The 25,948-nt window shown below is 57.9% G+C and carries 24 protein-coding genes and 1 riboswitch; of the genes, 11 read left to right on the top strand and 13 right to left on the bottom strand.

All coding sequences use genetic code 11. The features are described 5' to 3' along the window. Positions 1 to 47 precede the first annotated feature (47 nt). The 8 genes from QZ869_RS12655 to QZ869_RS12620 form a co-directional block, all read right to left on the bottom strand. Entirely contained in the window at positions 48 to 851 is an 804-nt protein-coding gene (locus QZ869_RS12655; RefSeq protein ID WP_296105197.1) for an NAD(P)-dependent oxidoreductase, read from the bottom strand. Continuing rightward, positions 848 to 1,735, bottom strand: coding sequence for an aldose 1-epimerase (locus tag QZ869_RS12650; protein WP_296105196.1), 888 nt, complete (start codon positions 1,733 to 1,735; stop codon positions 848 to 850). The genes QZ869_RS12655 and QZ869_RS12650 overlap by 4 nt, the downstream gene beginning before the upstream one ends. Beyond that, positions 1,722 to 2,909: a galactarate dehydratase gene (locus tag QZ869_RS12645; RefSeq protein WP_296077479.1), complete on the bottom strand. Its 1,188-nt coding sequence runs from the start codon at positions 2,907 to 2,909 to the stop codon at positions 1,722 to 1,724. Before QZ869_RS12645 ends, QZ869_RS12650 begins: the two co-directional genes overlap by 14 nt. Before the next feature lie 13 nt (positions 2,910 to 2,922). After that, positions 2,923 to 4,140, bottom strand: coding sequence for a mandelate racemase/muconate lactonizing enzyme family protein (locus QZ869_RS12640; protein WP_296105194.1), 1,218 nt, complete (start codon positions 4,138 to 4,140; stop codon positions 2,923 to 2,925). After that, on the bottom strand, positions 4,137 to 5,885 hold the full coding sequence (locus QZ869_RS12635) for an ABC transporter ATP-binding protein (RefSeq protein WP_296105193.1): 1,749 nt from the start codon (positions 5,883 to 5,885) through the stop codon (positions 4,137 to 4,139). Before QZ869_RS12635 ends, QZ869_RS12640 begins: the two co-directional genes overlap by 4 nt. Before the next feature lie 8 nt (positions 5,886 to 5,893). After that, positions 5,894 to 7,015 (bottom strand): ABC transporter permease, encoded by a 1,122-nt coding sequence (locus QZ869_RS12630; protein ID WP_296105191.1) that lies wholly within the window; start codon positions 7,013 to 7,015, stop codon positions 5,894 to 5,896. A 10-nt stretch (positions 7,016 to 7,025) separates the two neighbouring features. Beyond that, positions 7,026 to 8,012 carry an ABC transporter permease gene (locus QZ869_RS12625; RefSeq protein WP_296077472.1) on the bottom strand — a complete coding sequence of 329 codons (987 nt, stop codon included), beginning with the start codon at positions 8,010 to 8,012 and terminating at the stop codon, positions 7,026 to 7,028. Between the two features lie 185 nt (positions 8,013 to 8,197). Continuing rightward, positions 8,198 to 10,147 (bottom strand): ABC transporter substrate-binding protein, encoded by a 1,950-nt coding sequence (locus tag QZ869_RS12620; RefSeq protein ID WP_296105189.1) that lies wholly within the window; start codon positions 10,145 to 10,147, stop codon positions 8,198 to 8,200. Between the two features lie 207 nt (positions 10,148 to 10,354). Here QZ869_RS12620 and QZ869_RS12615 point away from each other — a divergent pair, with 207 nt between their 5' ends. The 5 genes from QZ869_RS12615 (at position 10,355) to ribB (ending at position 14,853) form a co-directional block, all read left to right on the top strand. Further along, positions 10,355 to 11,068 carry a ribonuclease activity regulator RraA gene (locus tag QZ869_RS12615; protein WP_296077471.1) on the top strand — a complete coding sequence of 238 codons (714 nt, stop codon included), beginning with the start codon at positions 10,355 to 10,357 and terminating at the stop codon, positions 11,066 to 11,068. Continuing rightward, entirely contained in the window at positions 11,068 to 11,787 is a 720-nt protein-coding gene (locus tag QZ869_RS12610) for a FadR/GntR family transcriptional regulator (RefSeq protein ID WP_296077470.1), read from the top strand. The genes QZ869_RS12615 and QZ869_RS12610 overlap by 1 nt, the downstream gene beginning before the upstream one ends. A 117-nt stretch (positions 11,788 to 11,904) precedes the next feature. Next, positions 11,905 to 12,786 (top strand): SMP-30/gluconolactonase/LRE family protein, encoded by an 882-nt coding sequence (locus QZ869_RS12605; RefSeq protein WP_296105187.1) that lies wholly within the window; start codon positions 11,905 to 11,907, stop codon positions 12,784 to 12,786. Between the two features lie 32 nt (positions 12,787 to 12,818). Next, a complete protein-coding gene (locus QZ869_RS12600; protein ID WP_296105185.1) occupies positions 12,819 to 13,751 on the top strand; it encodes a dihydrodipicolinate synthase family protein in 933 nt (310 codons plus the stop codon). A 209-nt stretch (positions 13,752 to 13,960) separates the two neighbouring features. Next, positions 13,961 to 14,105: riboswitch (FMN riboswitch) on the top strand. A 112-nt stretch (positions 14,106 to 14,217) separates the two neighbouring features. Then, complete coding sequence (gene ribB, locus QZ869_RS12595) at positions 14,218 to 14,853, top strand: 3,4-dihydroxy-2-butanone-4-phosphate synthase (protein WP_296105183.1); 636 nt, start codon at positions 14,218 to 14,220, stop codon at positions 14,851 to 14,853. A gap of 76 nt (positions 14,854 to 14,929) precedes the next feature. On the opposite strand, the gene QZ869_RS12590 is transcribed toward ribB, so the two are convergent. The 4 genes from QZ869_RS12590 to QZ869_RS12575 form a co-directional block, all read right to left on the bottom strand. Next, on the bottom strand, positions 14,930 to 15,718 hold the full coding sequence (locus tag QZ869_RS12590; protein WP_296105181.1) for an SDR family oxidoreductase: 789 nt from the start codon (positions 15,716 to 15,718) through the stop codon (positions 14,930 to 14,932). Between the two features lie 14 nt (positions 15,719 to 15,732). Next, the gene (locus QZ869_RS12585; RefSeq protein WP_296105179.1) at positions 15,733 to 17,211 is read right to left on the bottom strand and encodes a sugar ABC transporter ATP-binding protein; all 1,479 of its coding nucleotides are present in this window, start codon (positions 17,209 to 17,211) and stop codon (positions 15,733 to 15,735) included. Positions 17,212 to 17,318: 107 nt separating this feature from the next. Then, positions 17,319 to 18,245, bottom strand: a complete 927-nt coding sequence (locus QZ869_RS12580) for a sugar ABC transporter substrate-binding protein (protein WP_144622101.1) — start codon at positions 18,243 to 18,245, stop codon at positions 17,319 to 17,321. A gap of 130 nt (positions 18,246 to 18,375) precedes the next feature. Continuing rightward, a complete protein-coding gene (locus QZ869_RS12575) occupies positions 18,376 to 19,356 on the bottom strand; it encodes an ABC transporter permease (RefSeq protein ID WP_296105176.1) in 981 nt (326 codons plus the stop codon). A 232-nt stretch (positions 19,357 to 19,588) separates the two neighbouring features. Between QZ869_RS12575 and QZ869_RS12570 the strand changes: the two genes are divergently transcribed. From QZ869_RS12570 to QZ869_RS12550, 5 genes are all read left to right on the top strand, one after another. Further along, complete coding sequence (locus QZ869_RS12570) at positions 19,589 to 20,398, top strand: transketolase (RefSeq protein ID WP_296105174.1); 810 nt, start codon at positions 19,589 to 19,591, stop codon at positions 20,396 to 20,398. Then, positions 20,398 to 21,354 (top strand): transketolase family protein, encoded by a 957-nt coding sequence (locus tag QZ869_RS12565; protein ID WP_113325934.1) that lies wholly within the window; start codon positions 20,398 to 20,400, stop codon positions 21,352 to 21,354. The genes QZ869_RS12570 and QZ869_RS12565 overlap by 1 nt, the downstream gene beginning before the upstream one ends. Before the next feature lie 134 nt (positions 21,355 to 21,488). Beyond that, on the top strand, positions 21,489 to 22,958 hold the full coding sequence (locus QZ869_RS12560) for an FGGY family carbohydrate kinase (protein WP_296105169.1): 1,470 nt from the start codon (positions 21,489 to 21,491) through the stop codon (positions 22,956 to 22,958). Between the two features lie 18 nt (positions 22,959 to 22,976). Then, entirely contained in the window at positions 22,977 to 23,930 is a 954-nt protein-coding gene (locus QZ869_RS12555) for a sugar-binding transcriptional regulator (RefSeq protein ID WP_296105167.1), read from the top strand. 28 nt (positions 23,931 to 23,958) lie between these two features. Next, positions 23,959 to 24,744: an SDR family oxidoreductase gene (locus tag QZ869_RS12550; protein WP_296105165.1), complete on the top strand. Its 786-nt coding sequence runs from the start codon at positions 23,959 to 23,961 to the stop codon at positions 24,742 to 24,744. A gap of 166 nt (positions 24,745 to 24,910) precedes the next feature. Here QZ869_RS12550 and QZ869_RS12545 read toward each other — a convergent pair whose 3' ends face one another. Then, positions 24,911 to 25,522: a TetR/AcrR family transcriptional regulator gene (locus QZ869_RS12545; RefSeq protein ID WP_296105162.1), complete on the bottom strand. Its 612-nt coding sequence runs from the start codon at positions 25,520 to 25,522 to the stop codon at positions 24,911 to 24,913. 148 nt (positions 25,523 to 25,670) lie between these two features. Here QZ869_RS12545 and QZ869_RS12540 point away from each other — a divergent pair, with 148 nt between their 5' ends. Continuing rightward, the gene (locus tag QZ869_RS12540) at positions 25,671 to 25,937 is read left to right on the top strand and encodes a hypothetical protein (RefSeq protein ID WP_296105160.1); all 267 of its coding nucleotides are present in this window, start codon (positions 25,671 to 25,673) and stop codon (positions 25,935 to 25,937) included. Positions 25,938 to 25,948 lie beyond the last annotated feature (11 nt).

The following is a 25,948-nucleotide window of genomic DNA, read 5'->3' as shown; positions in this document are numbered from 1 at the left end:
CTAATCCTGACGTCACAGTACAAACAGATGAAAATATATTTTCAGTCTCAAACGCTCCGCTCGTTTCTCATGATGGCGAGTTCTGTGAAGAGACCACCTTGTTTTGTTACCAAGGGATGGTTGGCAGGTGGAATGCCCTGAGCTTCGATTGCTGTACGCCAGTTTTCGGCGGAGTCTTTTGGTTGCCAGCCGAGCCAGCCGACGTTTGAATTGTCCCACCAGCTGGCAGGATTTGCCGAAACACCCCAGATGACTGGGCAGCCTAGCACAGGAACCTTGAAGACGCGTTCCGTAAGGGTGGCGAAATCCTCATAGGATAGCCAGCTGGATAGCATTCGATAATCCACCGGTTCTCTCGTGCAGGAGCCAATACGAACCGAAGCGGTTTCCTGACCGAACTTGTCGAAGTACAGGCGCGCAAGCAACTCGCCATAGCCTTTCGACACGCCATAGAGTCCGTCTGGCCGAAGCGGTTCATCCGCTCTGAGCCTCTGCGTTTGAGGGTAAAAGCCGACCGTGTGGTTCGAGGAGGCAAAAAGAATTCGCGGATGTCCATGTGCGCGGGCGGCCTCGTAGAGATTGTACATTCCGATAATGTTGGCATGGAGTATCTCATCGAAAGGACGTTCCACAGAAATTCCGCCGAGATGGAGAATGCCGTCGCAATCTGCGACCATGGCCTGTACCGCCGATGCATCCGCCAGGTCGCATTGAACGCATTCCTCGCCATCGTGCTCGGGCGTCAAGGCAACGACATCGGCCAGACGTATGACATCTGCTATGCCGGATAAGCGTTTGCGCATGACCCGGCCGATTGCACCAGCCCCACCTGTGATCAGAAGACGTTTCATGAGGGCTCTCCGTGTTTGATAGAGGTGATGGACATTTTGATGTCGCCGGAAAGATTTTCGCCTGGGGCGAGCATGACGAGACCTGATGCTTGTCTTTCGCTCTCTGGCAATCCCAGTACGCCGGCAGCTGCGGAAACCGGCTCAAGGCAGAGATAGCGCTCCGTTCGATGGACCGCGATGTGAGCGAAGATCTGGTCGGCAGAGATGACGATCTTGGCTTTACCGCGTACCAACTCTGCCTTGCTCCAGTTACGAAAGTGCAGCGTGTAGCCTGACGAGGCCGGGATCGTCTCACCGTCACGATGATCGGGTACAGAGCCGATTGGCATGCTCAACGGATCGAGCGGATAGGCGGCCTTCGCGTCGGTATGTGCCTCATCGTCGAGGCGGGCCTGAATATAAGGATGCCATCCGATGACCGCCGGAGCGGTACGATCTGCGCGGTTCAGAAGCTTCAGTCTCAACGCCAATCCTTGATCGTTGAGGATGAACGTCTGCCACGCGGTGAACGAAAACGGCCACTCCGTATCGGCCTCGTAATCTAGCCTAAGCGTCGCGCGATCGGTCGCTTTCTCTTCGATACGCCAGACGCGCCGGTGGGCCGGGCCGTGCATGGCATCACCCGCAAGCGCCGGATGAGGAAGGATGGTGTAGCCTTTTCCAAGATGACAGAAGGCTGCGCCAGCCACTCGGTTATGATAGGGAAACAGAGGATAAGCCCCGGCCTTCGGCCAATTCCAGGGATCGAAATCCGTCTCATGCGTCGGAACGAGAATGTCGCCGAGTTCAGCATGGATCAGATGCGTCAAGCGACCGCCCCATCGAGGAGCAAAGCGGGCGGAAATCGGCCCGCTTGCGATTTCAACCATATCAGGCAAAGGCATAGGATCCATCCGGACGCTTGGGAACGCGCCGCTGCCAGTGGATGTAACCGTCTTCCTGCATGGCCTTCTCATCCATTTCGACGCCCCAGCCCGGTCTGTCGGGGCGAAGTTCGAGATAGCCGTCCTTTGGCAGGTACGGATCAACGACATAGCGTGTCGTCTCCTCCTGCTTGTGGACCTCGGTTCCGCCGTAAATGTATCCTTGTCCCTTCGGAAGCCGATATTCGAGGATTTTGAAGTTCTGCTGGGCAGCGGAGAAATGCACATTGACGGCGGTCGCGAGCGGTCCCATCGGGTTATGCGGGGCGATGCCGACGAAATGGGCTTCTGCCAAGGTGGCAATTCGGCGCATTTCCGAGATGCCGCCGACAACGCAGATATCCGGCTGGATCAAATCGGCGCCCTTGACCTGCAAAAGGCGAAGGAATTCGTTGCGATTGTACAAGCTTTCGCCAGTGGCAAGGGTGCAGTTCAGCCCCTGTTTCAGATCGCCATACATCTCGATGTTTTCAGGACGTAGCGGCTCCTCGTAGAAAAGAGGATCGTATGGTGCCAACGCGTTTCCTAGCTGACGTGCTGCTGCTGGCTCAAAAATCTTCGCATGCGCGTCGAAGGCGATTTCGTAGTCGGAACGGACGTTTTCGCGTAGCGAGCGGAAATACTCGGCGGAGCTTCGCACGACCTCGCCCCAGCGGTGGCTGTGCATGTCGATCCGCCACGGGCTGAGCTTGAAGGCGGTGAAGCCCCATTCAGAATTTAGCCTGTCAAGTTCCTCTTTGGCTGCCGGAACGTCGGGCGCGGTGTAAACGCCGGCATAGACCTTGATCCGGTCGCGCACTTCGCCACCGAGGAGCTTGTAGACGGGCACACCGGCGGCCTTCGCCGCCAGATCCCAAAGGCAATGATCAAGGCCCGAAATGGCAGACAGACCGAGCGCGCCGGGAGGGAACCGGTTTTGCTGCAGCATGAGGTTATAGAGATACTCCACCCGCGTCGGGTCCTGACCGGCGATGAAGCCGTAGAGATAATCGAGGATGGGTGGCAAGGCGAGATCAGGTCCGTGGTTATAGCACTCGCCCCAGCCCGTCAGGCCGTCGTCCGTGTCGAGTGCAACGATGACACGGGGCCTGTCCTTGTCGCGGGTGACGAACACCCGCATCCGATCAATCTTCATTTTCGTCTCGTCCTTACGCTTTGAAATATTGACGCCGTGCAATGCGTGTCTGCACGTAGAGCCTTTCGCCATAGGTGCCAGGATTGTAGGAGTTGGCATTTTCCTGAACGGGGATTGAGAGGTTGCCTTCGCTTGGGAAGCGAGCGACGAACTCTTCATCGATGTCGCAGCCAAGCCCAGGTGCATCCGGTACCGTCAGGAAGCCATCAGACTGAACGGGGTGCGGCAAGATGGTCTTGAAGCGCCCCTCCCAATCGTCGTCGATCCGTTCCAGGATCAATGCGTTCGGTATCGATGCAAGAACTTGCAATGCCGCATATTCGGCAACCGGACCCAGCGAACCCGAATGCGGCGCCATCTGGATGTGGTGCGCCTCGGCCATCGCAGCGATTTTCTTCATCTGCGTAATGCCGCCCGCGCGTCCGGTGTCCGGCTGAATGATATCAACGAGTTCCTCCTCGATCAGCTGCCGCTCGCCGAAGATCGTTGCCGTTCGTTCGCCAGAGGCGAGCGGTATATGAGCGGCGTCGCGGATGCGGCGATATCCGGTCACGTTATCTGGCGCGATCGGGTCTTCCACCCACATCAGCTCGTAAGGCTCAAGCGCCCGCACCAGACGGCAGGCATCCGCAGGCGTCATCCACGGTGGACCGTGCAGGTCGATGGCGATGTCCATTTCGTCGCCGACTGCCTCGCGAAGCATCGCGACCTTCTTGACCGGGCTGGACACCCCGCCGCATTTGATCGCCTTGATGCCGCGGGCCTTAACGGCCAGCGCACGCTCCACCGTATTGGCATGCGAGTAGATGGGAATGCGGTCTCTAAGCTTGCCACCCAGCAGCATCCAGACGGGAACGCCAAGCGCCTTGCCCTTGATGTCCCATAAAGCCATGTCGACACCCGTCATGGCGCCAGCGCCAACCGTGCCCAACATTCCGTGACCCATCATGGCAATCGCCATTTTCTGCCACAGCTTTTCGATATGCATCGGATCTTCGCCGATGAGGATGGGCGCCAGATCTTTGATTGCCGTTTCGATGACGCGCGGCCAGCCGGAGCATTCTCCAAGGCCGGTTATCCCTTCATCGGTCTCGATTTTGATGAACAGCCAGTTGCGAGTGCCCTCCAACTTGTGATCGGTGATATGGCTGGCATGGCCGTCCGACGCCCATTTGGAGGGATCCGGCTGCCCGGCATGCATGAGAAAGGTGCGGATCGCGGTGATCTTCATCGTTGTACACTCCCATTCTTGGTCGCAACGAGGGCAGGGGCGATATCAGCTGCAGGCTCGGTGTAACGGAACCGCCGCGAGCGGTCTCGATCTCTCGGATCTGGGCGCGGGATGGCTGAAAGCAGCGCTTGCGTATAAGGGTGATCGGGCGCGTTGCAGATCTTCTCTGCGTCGCCGACTTCCACCAGCTTGCCGCGATACATGACGCCGACCCTGTCGCACATGTAGCGGATGACGCCGATGTCATGGCTGATGAAGATGTAGGCGAGGCCAAGCTCGTCCTGGATCCGCATCAACAGATCGAGGACCTGGAAGCGCACCGACACGTCGAGGGCAGAGGTGGCTTCATCGGCAACGATGATGCGTGGTTTGAGGGTGATCGCACGTGCGATGCCGATGCGCTGGCGTTGCCCGCCGGAAAAGGCGTGTGGGTAGCGCTCGCGACCGTTTGGATCAAGACCGACCTGCTCCATCAGCGTACAGACCCGTTCGTCCAGCTCACGGCCTTTAGCTATCCCGTTGACGAGGAGTGGCTCGCCAATGATCTGAGCAACTGTCATGCGGGGGTTGAGAGATCCGAAAGGATCCTGGAACACCATGCGTAGCTCCCGGCGCGCGGCTTTCAGTTCCTCACCTTCGATCTTTGCAAGATCGATAACGCGGCCATCGGCCTTTCGGTAAAGCATCTCGCCGGATGTCGGGTCGTAAAGCCGCATGATGGAGCGCCCCATCGTCGTCTTGCCCGAGCCACTTTCACCGACAATGCCAAGCGTCTCGCCAGGCAGCAGTTTGATCGACACGCCGTCCAGGGCCCTCATCGCGCCGAAGTGCATCGTCAGATCGCGTATTTCGAGAAGCGGTAACGCGGTGGTATCGAGTGGCGGGCGCTTCAGCCGAATTTCCGCCTTTTGCTCCAGCTTCAGCACCGAGCCGATCAGAATTTTGGTATAGGGATCGCGCGGCTCGTGGAAGATCTGCTCCACAGGGCCGTATTCCTTGACGACGCCATGATGCATGACAAGCACATCGTCGGCGATCTGCGCCACCACGCCCATATCATGGGTGATGAACAGCACTGCCATACCGTTGGCCTTCTGCAGCCTGGCGATGAGGTCAAGGATTTCCGCTTGCGTCGTCACGTCGAGAGCGGTCGTTGGCTCATCGGCGATCAGGAGGCGCGGTTTACAAGCGAGCGCCATGGCAATCATAGCGCGCTGGCGCATGCCGCCCGAATACTGGAAAGCGTATTTGTCGATGGCAGTCTCGGGGTTTGGAATTTCCACTTGCCGTAGCAGCGAGATTGCTTCGACACGCGCTTGGGCTTTGCTCATCTTCAGGTGCAGCCGCAACGCTTCCATGATCTGGTCGCCGACCGTGTGGACCGGCGAGAGTGAGGACATCGGTTCCTGGAAAATCATGGCGATGTCGGCGCCGCGCACGGAGCGTATCGCCTTGCCGCGCGGATCAAGCTTGGCGAGATCGACTACCGAACCATCGGCGCGACTGAGAAGAATAGATCCCGACGCGATATGACCGGGGGCATCGACAATCTGAAGAATGGAGCGTGCCGTCACCGACTTGCCGGAGCCGCTCTCGCCCACCACGCAGAGCGTCTTGCCGGGCTCGATGGAGAAGGAGATATCATTGACGGCTCTGAAGACGCCGGTTCGCAGAGGAAACTCAGTGACGAGATTCCTGACGTCGAGGAGCGGCTTGCGCCGCGCGATGTTCGGGATGTCTGTCATCGGTAATCTCACTTGTTGTACGGATCGGCGGCGTCGCGCAGGCCGTCACCCAGAAGGTTGAGCGCCATGACCGCAATGACGACAGCCACACCGGGTAGGAAGAGCCAAGGGGCAGTGGCGATAGAGCGGATATTCTGTGCTTCACGCAGCAGGACGCCCCAGGATATCGTCGGCGGCTGCAGGCCAAGGCCAAGGAAAGACAGCGAGGTTTCTGCGAGGATCATTGCCGGTACGGCAAGCGTGACCGATGCAATGATATGGCTGGAAAAGCTTGGAAGCATGTGGCGAAAAATGATGCGCCGTTCTGGCACGCCATCCAGGCGCGCGGCGGAAACGAACTCTTCCGTTCGAAGGGACAGGAAGCGGCCACGCACCACGCGAGCGAGCTGCGCCCAACCGGTAAGCGACAGGATGACGGTGATCATCATGTACTGCATCGTCGCCGGCCAGTTTTGCGGAAGGGCCGCGGCAAGCGCCAGCCAGATCGGGATTGTCGGCAGCGACAGCACGAAGTCGATGACGCGCTGCATCACGAAGTCGATGCGCCCCCCGTAATAGCCTGAGATACCGCCGAGTACGACGCCGAGCAAAAGCGACAGAGCGACGCCGACGAGGCCGATCGACAGCGAAACCTGCGCGCCCTGGACCACTCGGCTAAACACATCGCGCCCCAGACGATCAGCGCCAAAGATGAAAAGCGGCCGGCTCTTGTCGGTGGAGGCTAGCAAATGAATGTTGGAGGATAACAGTCCCAGCACGTTGTATTCGTAACCGCGGCCGAAAAATTGCAACGGCACCTTCTTGGTGGTGTCTTCCGTGAAAATGGCTGCAAGCGTGTTTGGATCACGGGTCAGCTTCATCGGATAGTAATAGGGTCCGATCTCAAAGCCGTTCGACGTATCGAAAAGATGAACGCGTTGAGGCGGATGGAACGTTGCACGCGCATTTTGCAGGACAGGATCGTTGACCGCGAAGAAACCTGGCACAAGTGCCACCGTGTACATCGCAATGGTTATGAAGAGTGAAGCCATGGCGAGCTTGTGCCGCTTGAAGGCCCACCAGATGAGCTGCCATTGCGAGGCGACGGCAGCGCGATCGGCGCGACCAGCGGTGATAGCGATATCGGTCATGGGCGCGCTCCTATTCGAGACGGATTCGGGGATCGACGAGGGCCAGCAGAATGTCGCTGATAAGGGAGCCGATCAGCGTCAGTGCGCAGATCAGAAGGACAAAGGCACCAGCGAGATACATGTCCTGCGCCATCAGCGCCTGGAGAAGCAAAGGCGCGGCTGTCGGAAGGTTCAAAACGATCGCGACGACAACGGAGCCTGAGATCAGGTTCGGCAAGAGCCAGGCGATGGTGGAAATGAACGGGTTGAGCGCGATACGAAGGGGGTATTTCGTCAGCAGACGGAACTCCGACAGACCCTTGGCACGAGCGGTGGTGACATAGGGCTTGGGCAGTTCGTCCAACATGTTGGCCCGCATGACGCGGATGAGGCTTGCAGTCGAGGAGACCGCAAGAATGATGACCGGCAGCCAGATATGCTGCATCAGGTCTATCATCTTGCCGATGCTCCAGGGCGCGGCCTGATATTCGTGCGAGAACAAGCCGCCGACATCCTGCCCGAACTCCACGGCCGCGACATACATTAGCACGAGTGCCAGTAGGAAAGAGGGTATTGAGAGACCGAAGAAGCTGAAGGCGGTGAAAAAATAGTCGCCAATCGAGTATTTTTTGACCGCAGAATAGACGCCGATGGGAAGCGCAATCGCCCAAGTGGCCAGAAGGCTTGCAATGGCGAGCACGAGCGTCAGCGCCATGCGTTCCCAGATCAGACCGGATACCGGCTGTTGCCATTCAAAGGAGATGCCGAAATCGCCGCGGGTGACGATGCCCCACACCCACTTGAGATATTGCACGATCATCGGCTGATCGAGACCGAAACGTTCGCGTAGCAGTGCAGCAGTATTCTGATCTACCACCTCATTGGAGGATGCGAGCGTTGCGACGTAGGTCGTTACATAGTCGCCCGGCGGCAGCTGGATCAGGACGAAGGCGAGGAAGCTTACCGCAAAGAGCGATGGGATCATCCATAAAAGGCGTTTAACGATGAAGGCTAGCATAAGTCTCTCGCAAGCAGGGCCACGGCTGACGCTTTCCGACCGATTGATCTTCGTCGGAAGGACTGCGGGTGGCGGATCAAAGGGGTGCCGCATTTTCAAGATGCGGCAACGTCCATCGTTCGCGTGAAGCGATTGCGACCTGTCAGATCAGCATCTCACGCTTCATGGGCTTGGTTAGTCTTGCCTTAGCTGGTGAAGAAGAACTGCTGGGGCAGGGCAGGGCCGGGGTTCGGCCACGTCCAGCTGTCGGGTTCCGTTTCCGGAACGTTGCGCAAATTGTTGCGAATGATGCCGAAACCGCCCACAGCCAGGCAGACACCGATCGTCTCAAACTCGTCCGCTGCGATATCGAAGATTTCTTTCATCTTCTCGCCGCGCTTTTGCAGGTCGGCAGTCGAGCGGGCTTCGTCGAAAAGCTTGAAACGCTTCTTCTGGCTTTCAGGCGGCTCCTGACCCTTCTGTCCGTTCGACGTGTACCACTGCGCCCACGGTATGGCGTAGCGCGAGCCCTGCGGATGGAATGCGAAGAAGTCGCGCGGATCGAGCATCGGGTCGAGGCCGCCGGGGCCGGGCCACACAGCCGCATCATGGGCGTTGTCATCTCCACGCGTATAGTAGAGCGCGCGCTCGATGGTGTTGACCTTGATATCCACGCCGATCTGCGCCCATTGAGCCTTTACCAGTTCAAGCGTATCGACAAGATCCGGATAGAGCGTCGGGATGACATCGATGGCGAAGAAAACAGGCTGACCGTCAGGGCGAAGCCTGATGCCGTTGTCGTTCTTCTTGTCGTAGCCAGCCTTGTCCAGCATGGCATTGGCTTTATCCTGATCATACTCGGTCAGCTGGCGTGCAAGCTTCTCGTGGTACCACGGATGGGTAGGACGGGGCCCTGTCTGGTATCCTTCGCTCTGACCAAAATAGACGATATCGATAATTTCCTGACGATTGAGTCCAAGCGACAGTGCTTGTCGGAAGGACTTGTCGGCGAACATCTTTTGCATCGCCGGATCTTTGTGGGTGATGTTGAGATAAATCTGGCACTGCTGCGCTGCAGAGGGCACCAGCGTCATCAAGCGGTAGTCGCCCTTTTTTGCGTTTTCCGAAAGGGTGGGCTTATTGGCCAGCGTGCTGATATGGCGTTCCTGAATGTCGATCTTGCCGGAGATGACGTTCAGCATCAGCGACTCGACATCCTGGGAAATGCCGAAGTTGACCTCATCCACATAAGGCAACTGGTTGCCCTCGGTATCGACCTGCCAGAAGTATGGGTTGCGGGTCATCACAACACGCGTCGCGCCGCCAGAATAAGGTTCCTTCACGACCCAAGGATCAAGCGTGGGCTTATCAACATTTGACCAACGAGATGGAATTTCGATATCGCCGCATTTGCTGCGGAAGAATTCGGTCCAGCTGGCTGCACCTGCCGCCTTGGCCTCGGCTTCGATGCCGGTGTTGTATTTCGGCAGGAATTTGCTGCAATAGTGCTTGGCAAACAAGGTCGGGTGCTGTCCCAGAGGTGTCGCCAGGTTTTCAAGATAGAGCGCGTTTGGCGCCGCAAACTTGAACTTGACGGTGTAGTCGTCGATCTTGGTCACATCCACGGCTTTCCCGCCGATGGAGACCTGGGCCGGTGTGGAGCCATAAAGCTCCTTGTTCTTCACCACGTCTTCGATTGCGAAGACCACGTCATCGGCCGTGAAGGGATGACCGTCCGACCATTTAACTCCCTTACGCAGATAGAAGGTGAACTCCGATGCGTCGGGATTGATCTCCCATTTTTCGGCCAGGTTGGGCAGGACTTCGGTAAATTCCAGGTTCCAGCGCACGAGACCTTGGTTGCCGACCATGCGCAGAATGCCATTATGGTCCGAGGAGCCGCGAAGGCCGCGCCGCAAGGTGCCGCCATAGGTGCCAATCTTTTCATGCGGAGTAACGACGAGAGGGTTTTCGGGCAGTCGATCTTTCAGCGGCGGCAGCTTTCCGTCCTTGACCAGGGCTGCAAGTTGCGGCGCTTCCCCGTTACTTGCTGCCCTGGCAACGCCGCCAGCAACTGAGAGAGCAACGGCCCCGCCCACACCCGCCAAAAACGTACGACGCGTCACGCCGTGCGAAGATCCTTGCTTCTCGCGCATTCCGAAATCCCTCCCAAAGATGATACCGGCGCCACGCAAAGCGACATGCCGGCCACGGCCTCCCCGACCGAATTGTCCGATCTCCTCATCGGATGAAGGCACCATAATCGGTTTTCAGATGATTACAAGTATTGACAGATTATTACAGCTTTTTTATGGTTCGCCCAATCTTGGCGCCGCGGCAGGCTGTGTGGTTTGGGGGAGAACATGGATTTCAAGGAAGAAACGCGTGAGAAACTAAGGAACGTTTCCACCGCGACGCTGACCACCATCCTTCTGAAGCGTGGATTACGGAACGTGTTCATTCGCGGCATCCACAAGATCAACAAGGCCGCTCCACGACTGGTCGGCCCTGCTTTTACATTGCGCTATATTCCCGCGCGTGAGGATCTCGATCATGTCGGTGTCTTCACGGACAGAAGCCATCCGCAGCGGCGCGCCATAGAAGAATGCCCGCCTGGCCACGTCTTGGTGATGGATAGCCGCAAGGATTCTTCCGCCGCCTCGGCGGGAGGCATCCTTATGACCCGACTATGGCAGCGTGGCGCGGCAGGCGTCGTCACGGACGGGGGCTTTCGAGACACGCCTGATATTGCCAACCTGCCGTTTGCCGCCTATCACGGGTCACCTTCGGCTCCTACCAATCTGATCCGCCATCACGCGCTGGACATCAATCAGCCCATCGGCTGCGGTGATGTCGCAGTTTATCCTGGCGATATTCTGGTGGGTGATGACGAAGGCGTAGTCGTCATCCCATCGGCCATCGCCGAAGAGGTGGCGGACGAAGCGGTCGAGCAGACTGTGTTTGAGGACTTTGTCGAGGAGAAGGTTCGGGCCGGACGAGGCATCTTCGGCCTTTATCCACCGGATCCGGGCGCACAGGCTGAGTTTGAAGAGTGGAGAAAGGAAAAGGGGCGTTAATGGATGGTCCGGTCGCGACAACGTCAGCGAGAAGCGATACCCGCTTCAGCGATATCATCTATGAGAAAATCGTATCGATGATCTCGGATGGGCGTTTTCCGATCAATGAAAGACTGCCCTCCGAACAAAACCTAGCCACTCTTTTCGGTGCGTCACGTCCAGTCGTGCGCGAAGCGCTGGAGCGGCTTCGCAATGATGATTTGATCGTATCGCGCAAAGGGTCTGGCTCTTATGTCCGACAAAGGCCAGATAGCTCGATTTTGCAGCAGGTGCCGGTGGGCTCTCTGGCTGATGTACAGCGTTTCTTTGAGTTTCGGGCGGGCCTGGAGGCATCGGCGGCCGAGCTGGCAGCTCGCAACTGGCAGCCGGTCGATCGTAATCGCATTTCCGATGCAATATTGGCCCTCGAGAACTGCCTGGAGCGGGGAGATCTTGGTGCCGACGAAGATTTCGCGCTGCACGAGGCAATCGCTATTGCGAGCGGCAACCAATATCATGCCACCGTCCGAACGCTGTTCAGGCCTCACTTTTCGATCGGCCAGTCGGTCACCAGAAGTCTGAGTTTGAAGAGGCCTCCGCATCACGTGCGTGACGTACAGGCGGAGCATACGGCGATCGTCGAGGCTATTTTCGCACGCAACGAACAGGCCGCTCATGATGCGATGAAGAACCATATCCTGATGGCGCGTGCCCGCATGTTCCAGGGTGTGGGACGTTAATAAGAAATCGCCGGGACGACGGTAAGCCCGGATGGAACGATAGATGTGTGCGGTTCGAGGCCGTACGCTAAGGCGGAGCTTTGTCTTGTTAGGCAGTTCCGGGGAGAGGAAGAAAGCATGACGTCACCAGGGATTTTAGAACCGAAAATTCGCTCGCTCATCGACACTCCGCTTTCGGTCGGAGAATCGCCCGTTTGGGACGAGCGAACCGGCGCGCTCTGGTTCGTGGATATTCTCGCGCCGGCAGCTTTTCGGCTGAGAGCAGACGGAGGTCTCGATCGTTTCGACATGCCAGCGGCGGTTGGTTGCCTTGGTCTTTGCGAAAACGGCATGGTGCTTGTCGGACTGCAGACCGGCGTTCATCTCCTTGATCCGGCAACAGGTCAGCTTGAATGCTTCTGCGACCCTGACGAAGGCAGGCCAGACAGCCGCCTCAATGACGGTAAGGTCGGGCCGGACGGCCATTTCTGGGTGGGAACACGAGACGAGGCCGTCCCTCAGACCGGCAATGCCAGGCTCTATCGCGTCTCACCCGACCGCAGCTACACATGCCTGATTGATGGGGGATTGTTGACGTCCAATGGTTTGGCCTGGAGCCCCGACGGCCGGCGCATGTATCACTCCGATAGTAGCGGCCTCATGCTCCAAGCGTTTGATTTCGATCCTGCCGATGGTGCAATCGGAGCTGCAGAGCGTCTCCACGATTTCGCTCCAGGCGAGGGCAGGCCGGATGGTGCTGCGATCGATAGCGAAGGCTACTATTGGAGTGCCGGCGTGCAGGGCGGCCGCTTGAATAGGATCTCCCCTGAAGGCCAGATCGTCGAAATCTACCGGATGCCTTTCGCCGGTCCCACCATGCCTTGTTTCGGCGGACCGGATCTCAAGACGCTCTATGTCACCAGCCTGACAACCGGGGAAGGGATAGCGAAGACACCCGGCACTCTCATTGCCTTCGAGGCGCCCGTCGCGGGCGCTCCCGTCCACCGTTTCGCGCTTTAGCCGCACATCCTTTTCTTCTGGAGATTTCTGACATGAACCGCTTCGACATGCGCGACCGATTGCACGGCGTATCAGGCGTACCGATTACTGCCTACGGCACAGATGGTGAGATCGATGCACAGGTGACCGCCACGATTTACGGCCGTGTTGCGCGCGCCGGTATCCACAATATCGTCGCTGCGGGCAACACCGGCGAGTTCTACGCCTTGACGACCGATGAAATTCTGAAGGTCTATGAGGCCGCCATCGCAGGTGTGGAAGGCGTCGCGCCGGTAACGGCTGCCATCGGCAGGTCTCAGCGCGAGGCTGTTGCCATGGCACGGAAAGCAAAATCCATGGGTGCCTCGGCGGTGATGTCGCATCAGCCCGTGGATCCTTTCGCTGCACCCCAGTCCCAGATGGACTATTTCCGCGGGCTTGCAGACGCAAGCGAACTCCCGCTTGTCGCCTATGTGCGGGCTGACGGGTTCAGCGTTGACGATATGACGCGCCTTGCCGCTCATCCCAATATCGCCGGTATAAAGTTTGCGACGACCGACGTGATGCTGCTGTCCCGCGCAATTGCCGCGTCCGACCCAAACGGCGCGCTTTATGTCTGCGGACTGGCAGAAAGCTGGGCGCCCGCCTTCGCCGCTGTGGGCGCGAGGGGCTTCACATCCGGGCTGGTCAATGTTGCCCCAGAGTTTTCGCTACAGGTGCATGCGGCGCTCGCAGCTGGCGATTTTGCCGCTGCCCGTTCCGTTGTCGAGCGGATCGAGTTGTTCGAACGGCTGAGAACAAAATATCGCAATGGTGCCAACGTGACCGTGGTGAAGGAAGCCGTTGCCATGCAAGGCTTTCACGTCGGACCGGTCCGTGCGCCAGGTCTTCCAGTCCTCGATGCTGCTGACAAAGATGCATTGAGATCTCTCATGCAGTCCTGGGGACTATTGGGAAGTGCCGTTGCGATGGGTTCCACCCTGTGAAGGGGCCGTGCCGTGGATGGGGAGAGATGCTCCTCGCCGGATCTCCTTCGCTACCGTACAAGGACGAAACTTCTGAACTGAAGGGACGGGAGTGGAAGATAACGAACTCAAGCTGTTCGCAGAGCCGCGGCAATCTAACTATCCGATATCGCCTCCAATCAATGCATTATTTCCAGCTTGAAATACCGCTCCTGCTTGCCGTATGATTGTCTTGTTCTCAGGGCGGGGCGCAATTCCCCACCGGCGGTATCGGGATTTATCCCGGAGCCCGCGAGCGCTTCCGGTCTCCGGAAGGTCAGCAGATCCGGTGCGATGCCGGAGCCGACGGTATAGTCCGGATGGAAGAGAACAAGGTAAAGAGGACCCGCATCCAGTGGGGCCTAATTACGTTGTTCGCCCAAGGGAAATTTGGCGTTTGACCAAACGCGAAAGTGCCGGAAACGGCATAACCCTTGAAAGGCAAGACATGACGATTTCTAAAATTGAAGATGCGATCGCAGCTATCTTTCGCGGTGACATGGTCATCGTGGTGGATGATGAGGATCGTGAAAACGAAGGCGATATCATCGCCGCTTCGGAGACCATCACTCCCGGCCAGATCGCATTCATGATGAACCACGCTCGTGGTCTCATCTGTGTTGCCATGGAAGGCGAGCGACTGGACGAGTTGGAGCTTCCTTTGATGGTTCCGCGCAATACGGAGTTCCACAAGACCGCTTTCACGGTATCGGTGGATTACATTCCTGGCACTACCACCGGCATCTCCGCACAGGACCGTGCCAAGACCGTGCAGGCGCTAGTTACGAAAGGGACGAAACCGGAAGATTTTGCTCGGCCTGGACACATCTTTCCGTTGCGTGCCAATCCGAAGGGCGTTCTCGGCCGCACCGGCCACACGGAAGCCGCCGTGGATCTCTGCCGACTCGCAGGAAAGGCACCCTCTGGGACCATCTGCGAAGTTGCCAATGACGATGGCACCATGGCTCGACTGCCGGATCTCGAGGTGTTTGCCGAACGGCACGGTCTTTTGCTCGTGACGATCAAGGATCTGGTCGAATATGTGAATGCCCGACAAGCCGAAGAGCGCAAGCAGGTTGCTTGAGGCGTGAGATCACCAATGCAAAATGCGCCCCGTCCGGGCGCATTTTCATTGTGTAACCTGAATTTAAGACTGCCCGTTACCAGCAGCAGAACCCGCCATCGACCAGAAGATCGACGCCGGTCACGAAGCTTGCTGCATCAGACAGCAGGAAGATGGCCGGCCCAACCATTTCATCGACATTGGCCATGCGCTGCATCGGCGTCTGCTCTTCAAACAGTTTTGTCTGGTGAACCATTTCGGGACGCGTGTTCATTGGCGTTGCGGTATAGCCGGGAGAGATCGTGTTGACGCGTAGGCCGCGTCCAACCCACTCCATCGCCATGGATTTCGACATGTGAATGACGCCCGCCTTGGAGGCGTTATAGTGGCACTGCATCAGTCCGCGATTGACGATCACACCGGACATGGACGCTATGTTGACGATTGATCCGCGTCCGTGCTTCAGCATGGCTTGGGCCTCTGCCTGGCAGGAAAGGAAAACGCCCTTCAGGTTGATATCCATCATCGTCTGGAACTGGCTTTCGTCCATTTCCTCGGCAGGATTGGCATTAGCGATGCCTGCAGCGTTGACGGCAAGCGATAGCGCCCCGAGATCCGCCTCGGTTTTGGCTACGGCGTCTGCCAGCGCCTGCTTGCTGGTGACATCTGCGGCAATCTGAACAGACTTGCGACCGGCCTTTGCAATGAAGTCAGCCGTTTGTGCAAGGCCGTCGTCTGTGCGGCGGTCGAGCAACGCGACATCGGCGCCGGCCTGTGCCAAACCCATGGCGATGCGCTGGCCGATACCAGAACCCGCACCCGTGACGAGGGCCACCTGACCGGAAAGATCGAAAAGCTTGGGCGCGTTGAGCGTGATCGTGGACATGCAGGTTTCCTTTTTCAAATTGTCGCCAGTTCCATGACGGACACATCGTTGGCTTCGTCACGGTTGAGAATACCGGCCTGATTTCCTTGGGCAAGAACGAGGATGCGGCTGGAAACGCCGAGAACTTCCTCAAGATCGGAGCTGACCACGATCACCGCTACGCCCTGTTTCGCCAGATCGACGATGATGTCGTAAATGCCAGCGCGTGCGCCGACATCGATGCCACGGGTTGGCTCATCCAGCACGACCACGCGCGGGTTGCGCGCGAGCCACTTGGCGATAACGACCTTTTGCTGATTACCGCCGGAAAGATCCGACGCCGGCTGTTCGCCTTTGCCCTTGACGCCAAACTTCGAAATGGCGGCATTTGCGAAGCGGCGCTTGAGCCCTGGTGTGACCCAACGCGTTCCGAGCAAGTCGAGATTGGCGTAGATAATGTTTTCGCCGATTTCATGCTCGACCACCAAGCCTTGAAGCTTGCGATCCTCCGGCACCATGACGATGCCATGATCGATGGCATCCGACGGTGATTTGAGGTTGAGCGGTTTGCCATCGAGAAGAATCTGTCCCTGCGAGGTGGCATCCGCACCGGCAATTGCCCGCACCAATTCGGTCCGGCCCGCGCCGATGAGACCTGCAATACCAAGAATTTCCCCGGCACGCACATCGAAGCTAACATTGCGAAAGGCGTTGTTGACGCCTGTCAAACCTTTCACCTCAAGCACGACCTTATCGCTTGCATCGGGGAGCGTTGGAAACATGCGTTCCAGCGAACGGCCGACCATGCTCTCCACGACCGTGCGGACGGGCGTCGCACTATCGGCGAATTCGTTGACCCTTTCTCCATCACGCAAGACGACAATCCGGTCGGTGATCTGTCGGATTTCCTCCATGCGGTGAGAAATGTAGATGATGCCGACGCCTTCGGCGCGCAGCTTTCGGACCTGTTCGAACAGCGCCTGCGTTTCCGCTCCGCCAAGAGCCGCCGTCGGCTCGTCGAGGATGAGGAGCTTCGCATCCAGTGCCAGCGCCTTGGCGATCTCGATGAGCTGCTGGTTTGCGGTGGAAAGGCCTGCGACCTTGCGGGAGGCGGGAATGTGGAGATTAAGGCGGGCCAGCTGCTCCTGCGCGCGACGCACCATCTCGGCACGGTCGACCTTGCCATTTCTCATCGGCCAGCGCCCGATGAAAACATTCTCCGCAATGGAGAGCTCGGGCAGAAGCTTCAGTTCCTGGTGTATCAGCACGACGCCCTTGTCGATCGCCTCACGGGGCGAAGCAGGGGCATAGGGTTGGCCGAGCCAGGTCATAGTGCCTTGCGATGGTTCGCGCGATCCGGCGATGATGCCAGACAGGGTCGATTTACCCGCGCCGTTCTCGCCCAGGAGTGCGACGACCTCGCCGGCATAGACGTCGAGATCGACATTCTTCAAGACCTCAAGCGGACCGTAGCGTTTGCTGATGCCACGCAGCGAAAGAACCGGCTCACGCATGCTGGGGACCTCCCAAAACTTGCAATCGAGACAACCGGATGGTCGCAAAGCGCCATGTCCGGTTCAAAGAGATGGGGTGCCGCCGATAGGCGGCACCCCCAGTGTAATCAAGGATGGTTGGCGATAAAGCCGTCGACATTTTCCTTGGTGGTCAGGGTCGCGTCCATCAGCTGAACTGGTGGGACCTTCTCGCCGCCGACAATCTTCACGGCCATCTCGACAGCCGTGCGGCCCATCTTCTGCGTCTGCTGGGTAGCCGTTGCATTGAAGACGCCGTTCTTCAGAGCTTCGAGGGCTGCGGTGTCGCCGTCAAAACCGCCAACAACAATCTTCTGCGATGGATTGGCGACCTTAATGGCCTGCGCTGCGCCAAGTGCCAGACCGTCAGCCTGAGCGAAGACGATGGAGACATCCGGGTTGGCCTGGAGCATGTTCTGCATGATCTGGAAGCCTTCGTCCTGGCTCCACATGTTGGACCACTGCTCAGCAACGACTTTCACATCTGGGTTCGCCTTGACGGATTCCATGCAGCCCTTGGTGCGATCCACTTCAGGCGTCGTGCCTTTCTGGCCGTGAATGATGACCATCTTGCCCTTACCGCCAGCCTGCTTGATGATGTAGTCGCAGACCGACTTTGCAGATGCGACAGAATCAGTCGCCAGGAACGTATCGCCGGGCGCACCGTCTGCATTGCGGTCAACGTTGATGACCGGCACGCCGGCCGCCTTTGCAAGCTTTACCGGAACGGTCGCGGCAGCAGCACCGGCAGGGATGTAGATCAGCGCATCGATGTTCTGGGTCAGAAGGTCCTGGATCTGGTTGACCTGCGTCGGGCCATCACCCTTGGCGTCAACTGTCACGACCGTGATGCCGCGCGTCTTGGCTTCTGCTTCCACCGACTGCTTGATCTGGTTGAAGAAGTTTGCCTGAAGATTTGCGACAGCAAGGCCGATTTTCTTAACTTCGGCAGCATTGGCGGGACCGAGTGAGAGGGCAAGTGCTGCGGACGCAAGCAGAATACGAGACAGTTTCATGTTGTTTTCCTCCGGTTTTGGTGATGGCTTTCGGGAGACTTTGCCTCCTCCCCTCGGGCCGGTTTCCTCTCCCTCCAGGAAGGGAGATGGTCTGTTGAGGGCGGAGTTGATCCCCGCCTGAACTTGAAGGTCAGCCTCTTCTACGGCGCAGGGTCTCTGCACCGACGGCCAGAACGATGACGACACCGATGATGACCTGCTGAAGGAAAGGCGAGACGTTGAGAAGGTTGAGGCCGTTGCGCAGTACGCCGATGATGAGGACGCCGATAAGCGTGCCGCCGATGCCGCCGGCGCCGCCTGAAAGGGATGTGCCGCCAATGACGACCGCTGCAATCGTATCAAGTTCGTATCCGAAGCCGCTGGACGGCTGGACGGAGTCAAGGCGCGCGGCGAGAACGATACCGGCAAGACCTGCGAGAACGGCGCAAACGACATAGACGCCGATAGTCACTAGTTGAACATTGATGCCTGCCAGGCGTGCCACTTCGGCATTGCCGCCGACGGCATAGACAGTGCGACCTTCGGCACGATAGCGCAAAAATGCCCAGGAAACGGCGACGACAACCAGCATCAGAAGCACGGTCGCGGTCAGCACGCCGAAATGCCGATCAATCGCGAGCATCATGAACCAATCAGGAAAACCAACGATCTGCTGGCCGTCGGTGATCATGTTGGCAAGACCACGCGCAACCGACATCATGGCAAGCGTGGCGATGAATGCGGGCACGCGAAACACGGTTACGAGTATGCCGACAACAAGCCCGCAAACGCCAGATGCCAGCAAAGCCAGCACGATGGCGGCTCCCATCGGCATCCCGGCCACATTTGCCGTCCATCCCATGATCATCATCGACAGGGCAAGAACCGATCCTACCGACAGATCGATGCCGCCGAGCAGAATGACGAATGTCATGCCGACAGCCATGATGCCAAGAACGGTGATTTGATCGAGGATGTTCAAGCCGTTGCGCAGCGACAGGAAATTATCGCTGGCGAAAGAGAGAAACACACATAGAAGCAGCAGACCGACGAGAGGTCCCGTGGCGCCACTCAGCCAGGCGAGCGGATTTTTGATCTGGACGTTCGCGTCCTTGCGCTCCAACACGGTCATGGCTCCTCCCACTGGTCATTCGTCAGAACTTTTAAACCGATGAGAATAAATATTCACAATCGACGTAAAATTCATAATTCAGTTTTTGGATGCTTGTCAATAGCGTCGATACAGGCATCCGGCTAAATGAAATCTGCGCGCCTTCTGTTTTTGCAACTTGACACTTTGGCCTCTTATGCAATTATATAGCCATCTGTATAAATATTCATGCGTGCATCTTGATGAGGAATTCATGGAGCCGAAAGAACTAGAGCGCGTAGCGCGCCAGATCCGCCTGCGCGATGTGCAAGCCGTTTTCGAAGCCGGTGCAGGTCATGTGGGTGGCGAAATGTCTGCCATCGATATCATGACGGCACTGTACTTCCGCGTCCTGCGCGTTTGGCCGGATGATCCGAAGAACCCGGCGCGCGACCGCTTCGTCCTATCAAAGGGACATACGGCCTGCGCGCTTTATGTCACGCTCGCCAAGCGCGGCTTTATTCCGGAAGATGAAATCTCAACCTTCCTGCAGCCAAATTCACGCCTGAACGGCCATCCCAACTGCAATAAGGTGCCGGGCGTCGAGACCAACACTGGGCCACTTGGTCATGGCCTACCGGTCGCGGTCGGAATGGCCAAAGCTGCCAAGCTTTCTGGTGCCGATTACCACACCTATGTGATGACGGGCGACGGCGAGATGCAGGAAGGCTCCAACTGGGAAGCGATCATGGCTGGCGCCCAGTTTGGTCTCGATAATCTGACGTTGATCATCGATCACAATCGCTTCCAGCAGGGTGCGGCACTCTCTGACACCAACGATATTGCCCCGCTTCGACCCAAGCTGGAAGCATTCGGGTGGGACGTCTCTGAAATCAACGGTAACGAGATGGGTGAGGTCGTTCCCGCACTCGAACACCGTAGCGATCGCCCGCACTGCATCGTGGCCCATACCAACAAGGGTCATGGCATATCCTTCATGCAGGACAAGGTGGATTGGCACCACAAGGTGCCGAGCAAAGAACAATACGACATCGCCGTCAGAGAACTTTCGGAGGCACTATAATGAACGCGCCAGTATCTGCCCCCAAACTCTATGACTGCCGCGATGCCTTCGCCGAGACAATTGAGATGCTTGCCGCCAACGACGCGCGCGTTGTCGCCGTGTGCAATGACTCGGTCGGCTCGTCAAAGCTCGGCGGCTTCAAGGCAAAGTTTCCAGAACGTCTGATCAATGTCGGCATTGCCGAACAGAACATGGTCGGCGTCGGTGCTGGTCTTGCAAATGGCGGCCAGTTGCCCTTCGTCTGCGGCGCGTCCTGCTTCTTGACAGGCCGCGCTCTGGAGCAGATCAAGGCAGACCTTGCCTATTCCAATGCCAATGTGAAACTTGTCGGCATTTCGTCGGGCATGGCTTACGGCGAGCTTGGACCGACCCACCACTCCATCGAGGATTTTGCGTGGACGCGTGTTTTGCCGAATCTGCCGGTGATTGCGCCTTGCGATCGCATCGAAACTGCCGCCGCAGTGAAATGGGCCGCTGAGTATGCGGGCCCTTGCTTCCTGCGCCTTTCGCGTGTCGGCGTGCCGGATCTGCTGCCGGAAGGGCATGTCTTCGAACTCGGCAAAGCCAATCTCCTGCGCGACGGCACGGATTTGACTTTGATCGCTAACGGCACCTTGACCCACCGCATGGTCAAGGCCGCAGACATCCTGGCAGCACGAGGCATCAAAGCGCGCGTGTTGAACATGGCAACCGTGCGACCGATCGATGAAGCGGCGATCGTCGCGGCGGCAACACAAACAGGCGCGATCCTGACGGCGGAAGAACACTCGATCTATGGGGGGCTGGGTTCGGCCATCGCCGAAGTGGTTGTGGAGCAGGCACCGGTTCCCATGAAACGCCTCGGCGTTCCCGGTGTCTTTGCCCATACGGGCCCTGCTGAATGGCTGCTCGATGAGTTCGGGATGGCGCCACATGCAATTGCCGAAGCCGCTGAGGCGCTGATCAAGAGAAAATAAGTCTCCTCCCTGCCGCTCACGTCTCGTTAATGGCGTGGGCGGCATCCTGCCTTCACCTGCGTGGCGCTTCGATTGCCTGAAAATCCCGGCTAGTATCACGCGTCATGAATTTCCGCCGGGAAGAAAGCACAGCGATGCGCGCCATTTTGTCCGTCGATCAGGGTACGACAAACTCCAAAGCCATCCTGGTTTCGGAAGACGGAAAGATTCTTGCCAGAGGCTCGTGCCCCGTCGGTATTGCTTATCCACAGCCGGGCTGGGTGGAGCAAGACCCGAAACGCATCTGGTCTTCCGTTTTAGAGGCCATTGATATCTGCCTCAAAGCCGCGCCGGAGCCTGTTTGCGTCGAGGCTATCGCTATCTCCAATCAACGCGAATCCGTGACAGTCTGGGACGCCGAGACAGGTGAGCCACTTGGACCGGTCTTGAGTTGGCAGTGCCGCCGCACCGCGCCCACGTGCGCAGACCTCATCCAGAGTGGCCATGCCGAACGTGTCATGACGCTGACGGGCCTGCCCATCGACCCGATGTTTCCCGGCGCGAAAATGCGATGGCTGCTGGACCGCGCGCCCAAAGGCCGCAAGGTCAGGCTTGGCACGGTTGATAGCTGGTTGATCAACTGCTTGACCGGCGGCCAAGTTCACGCCTGCGACGCCTCGAACGCAGCTCGCAGCCAGGCCCTTGATCTCAACCGACAGGTCTGGAGTGCTGAGCTCTGCACGCTTTTCGGCATCGATATGGATGCTCTCCCAGACGTTCGCGATAGCAGTGGAGATTTTGGCGTCACCAAAAGCGTGCCCGGCATTAAGGACGGGACGCCTATTCTGGCGGCGATCGGAGACAGCCATGCTGCACTCTTTGGCCACGGCGCATTTGATCCCGGTGACGGCAAAGTGACCTTCGGTACGGGCTCCTCGGTCATGACGACCTTGCCGCACTTCATCGCGCCGGAGCGAGGCATTACCACGACTGTTGCGTGGCGGCTTGGCGGCAAGCCCACATTCGCATTCGAGGGCAATATTCTGGTCTCCGCCTCCTCGCTACCATGGATGGTCGACATCCTCGGGCTACCGGATGTCGCCGCACTGGTGGAACTGGCCTCGACGGCCGCTCCGGGCGGCCCTGGTTTCGTGCCCGCCTTTGTCGGCCTCGGCGCACCTTACTGGGATTCCGATTGCCGCGCTTTGTTCTCCCAGATCAATTTCTCCACAAGCCGCGCACAAATGGCGCGCGCCGTAACCGATTCCATCGCTTTTCAAGTCCACGACGTCTTCGCCGCGATGGGTGCACAGTCTCCCACAGGTTTCGGCCGTCTGTTCGTTGATGGCGGTCCGAGCCAGAGCCGCTTTCTGATGCAATGCGTGGCCGATATGCTGGATCATCCCATTATTCAGCGCGATGCGCCGGAAGCCTCTGCCCTGGGTGCCGCCTACCTCGCAGGGCTTGCGCTCGGTTTGTGGCCTGACCTCCAGACGGTCGCCAGCCTCAATGCCAGCGGCACAAAGATTACCCCGGTCACTTCCAACAAAAATGACAACCTCGCCACGTGGAAGGATGCCATTGCCCGCTCGACCTTGAGAATCCCGTCCGCTACAAGTGAATAAAAATTCATTGGGGGTGCCATGGGTAGGATAAACGAACTTCGTCTGATCTCGCGTGTCGCGCAGATGTATTATAGCGAGCATAAGCGCCAGGCCGAGATTGCCGAACATCTTCACTTGTCGCAGGCGACTGTTTCACGCATGTTGAAGCGCGCAGAGGCGGAAGGCATTGTGCGCACCAGCATCATCCCGCCTGTCGGAACCTTCAGTGAGCTGGAAACAAAGCTTCGAGAACGTTTCGATTTGCCCGAAGTCATCGTCGTGGATTGCAGCGAGGACCGTGACGGGGCGATCATGGCGAGGATCGGCGAAGCGGCAGCGCATTTTCTCGAAGTCACCCTTTCACAAAATGAAATCATCGGAGTGTCCAGTTGGAGCCAGACCATTTTCAAAATGGTCGAAAATATCCATCCGCTGAAAGGTGCGAAGGCCAAATACATTGTCCAGACACTTGGCGGGATGGGCGATCCATCGGTACAGACCCACGCAACGCAGATTACCACTCGCCTTGCGCGGCTAACGGAGGCCGACCCCAAGCTTCTGGCTGTCCCGGGTGTAGCAAGTTCCCGCGAAGCGAAGCTCTTGATGCTGTCTGATCCTTTCGTGCGCGATACGATCGATCTCTTCGGCTCGATCACGCTTGCAATCGTCGGCGTCGGCGCAGTCGAGCCGTCAGAACTTCTTGCGCGCTCCGGCAACATATTTTCCGACAAGGAACTGGCAGACCTGTCGCAAGCGGGCGCTGTTGGCGATATTTCGCTGCGTTTCTTCGACAAGGACGGCACACCGGTCAAAACGCCGCTAGACGACCGGGTCATCGGATTACCCCTGGAGAACCTCGCCAATGTCGACCGTGTGATCGCGTTGGCGGGTGGGGCAAAGAAAACCGAGGCCATTGCCGGCGCTCTTAGAACCGGCGTCATCGATGTTCTAGTCACCGACAAATTCACCGCCGAACGTCTGGTCGGCTTGTAGCAAGTTCCAAGTTTCCTGAGGAGGAGAGATGAAACGTTTCGAAGGTCAGTCCGTCTTTGTCAGCGGCGGCAATAAAGGTATCGGTTACGGCATCGCTCGTCGCTTCGCTGAAGAAGGAGCAAAGGTTGCGATCGCTGCTGTAGAAAAGGACACTGCGGATATCGCAGCGAAGCTTGCCGACGAAACCGGCGCTCAAATCTTTGGCGTCACGCTTGATGTGCGTGATTTCGCAGCTGTTCGCGAGGCCTACGACGCGGCGGAGTCCGCGATTGGTGCTCTTTCCGTCTCTGTCCAAAATGCAGGCGTCATCACCATTTCCAAAGTCGAGGATCTGAGTGAGGATCAGTGGGACCTCAATATGGAGGTCAATACCAAGGGCGCGTTTCTCTGCTGCCAGGAAGCTATCCGCCGTTTTCGCCAGAGTGGAACGAGAGGCTGCCTCATCAACACCGCCTCCGGTCAGGCTCGCCAAGGCTTCATCTACACGCCACACTATGCAGCATCGAAGTTCGGTGTTGTTGGCCTTACCCAAAGCCTCGCCAAAGAGCTTGCCCCGGAAGGTATCACCGTCAACGCTATATGCCCTGGCATCATCCACACGGAAATGTGGGATTACAACGATCGCGTCTGGGGCAAAATGCTTGGGGACTATAAGCCAGGCGAACTGATGTCCGAATGGGTCGCTAACATTCCAATGCGCCGCGCCGGCACACCGGCAGAAGTAGCGGCCTTGGTGGCGTTCCTGGCCTCGGAGGATGCTGCCTATATCACGGGTCAGACCATCAACGTCGATGGCGGTCTGATCATGTCGTGATATTTCCCGCTCTCGGTTCTGATCATTTCGAAGAAAGGCCGTGCTACCGAGGGGCGGAATGTTGCCACGTGCTGGTAGTCTCGCCAATCGAGAGCAGTGATCTCAAGCATCGATCAACGGACGATCTCGGTGGTCTCGATCCTGCTTCCTCGCGATTTCGCTGAACTCAGGAGGAAGCCTTGGAAGCGATGCCGAACGAGGCCATCGCTACTTCACACGCACGTGTGAACCGCATGGAGGGGCCTTCGTTTCCGGTTGCAAGCTTGCTGACGCGCGCGCCTTCCAAAAGCATGGCAAGCGTGTCAGCCAAAAGTTCCGGATCGCTGACACCCGTCGAACGACAAAGGTCGGCAAGACGGGAATGCTGTTGCATCTTCAGGGATTCTATAACCGCGTGTGCCGGGTGACCCTGCTCCTTTAACTCCACGGCGGCATTAGCCAGATCGCATCCATAGGGCTCATTCGACAGACAGTGAGCGCGTGCTTCCACCCACGCCGCAAGCTGAGCTCTAGGGTCGCCAGGGTTCTCTGCCTCAAGATCTTCCCAAGCCTTATCGAGCGCTTGAGAACTGTGCTTGAGCGCTTCGCATACTAGATCGTCCTTGGAGCCGAAATGTCGATACAAGGTCATCTTATTTGTGGCCGCGGCCTCTGCAATGGCATCGACGCCAATCCCGCGTATCCCATGTTCGCGAAACAGTTGACAGGCCGTCGAGACAATCCTGTCGCGAGGTGGGATTTTCTCTTCCGGTAAGCGATCAGATTTGAGGGATTTCATGAGATTTAGTTTTTATCCTGAAGCACGGTTGACAGGGGTGTGACTGGTCGGTAACTATGCATTTGTTACTTACCGGTAACACCATGTGGCGAGATCGTCAAGTGACGGACCGCTTTCTGGATTTGGAACTCGTCGGAAGGAGACTGTTATGACCATTACGACAGGAGAAATGACCCTCGCTGAGATGTACAGGGATCCGATGATCCTCTCGGTAATGCGTGCTGATGGCGTTGCTCTGAGTGAGTTCAAAGAGATGATGGCCGCTGCCGCCACATCAATAAAGACGCGTCGAGAAAGCGTGTCAGATGTCAAGTTCCGGGCGACTGAAGCCGCAGCGTATGCAAGACGGCTGCAGGTTCCAAGTCTGCAGCCGTTGTTCGCTAGTTCACTGCAACAGTGCTGTGCACATTTGTAATGTCGGCATCA

The sequence above is a fragment of the uncultured Agrobacterium sp. genome (genome assembly GCF_913777885.1).
Classification (GTDB): domain Bacteria; phylum Pseudomonadota; class Alphaproteobacteria; order Rhizobiales; family Rhizobiaceae; genus Agrobacterium.
Note: the sequence above shows the minus strand (reverse complement) of the source record. Positions and strands in the feature narration are given on the sequence as shown.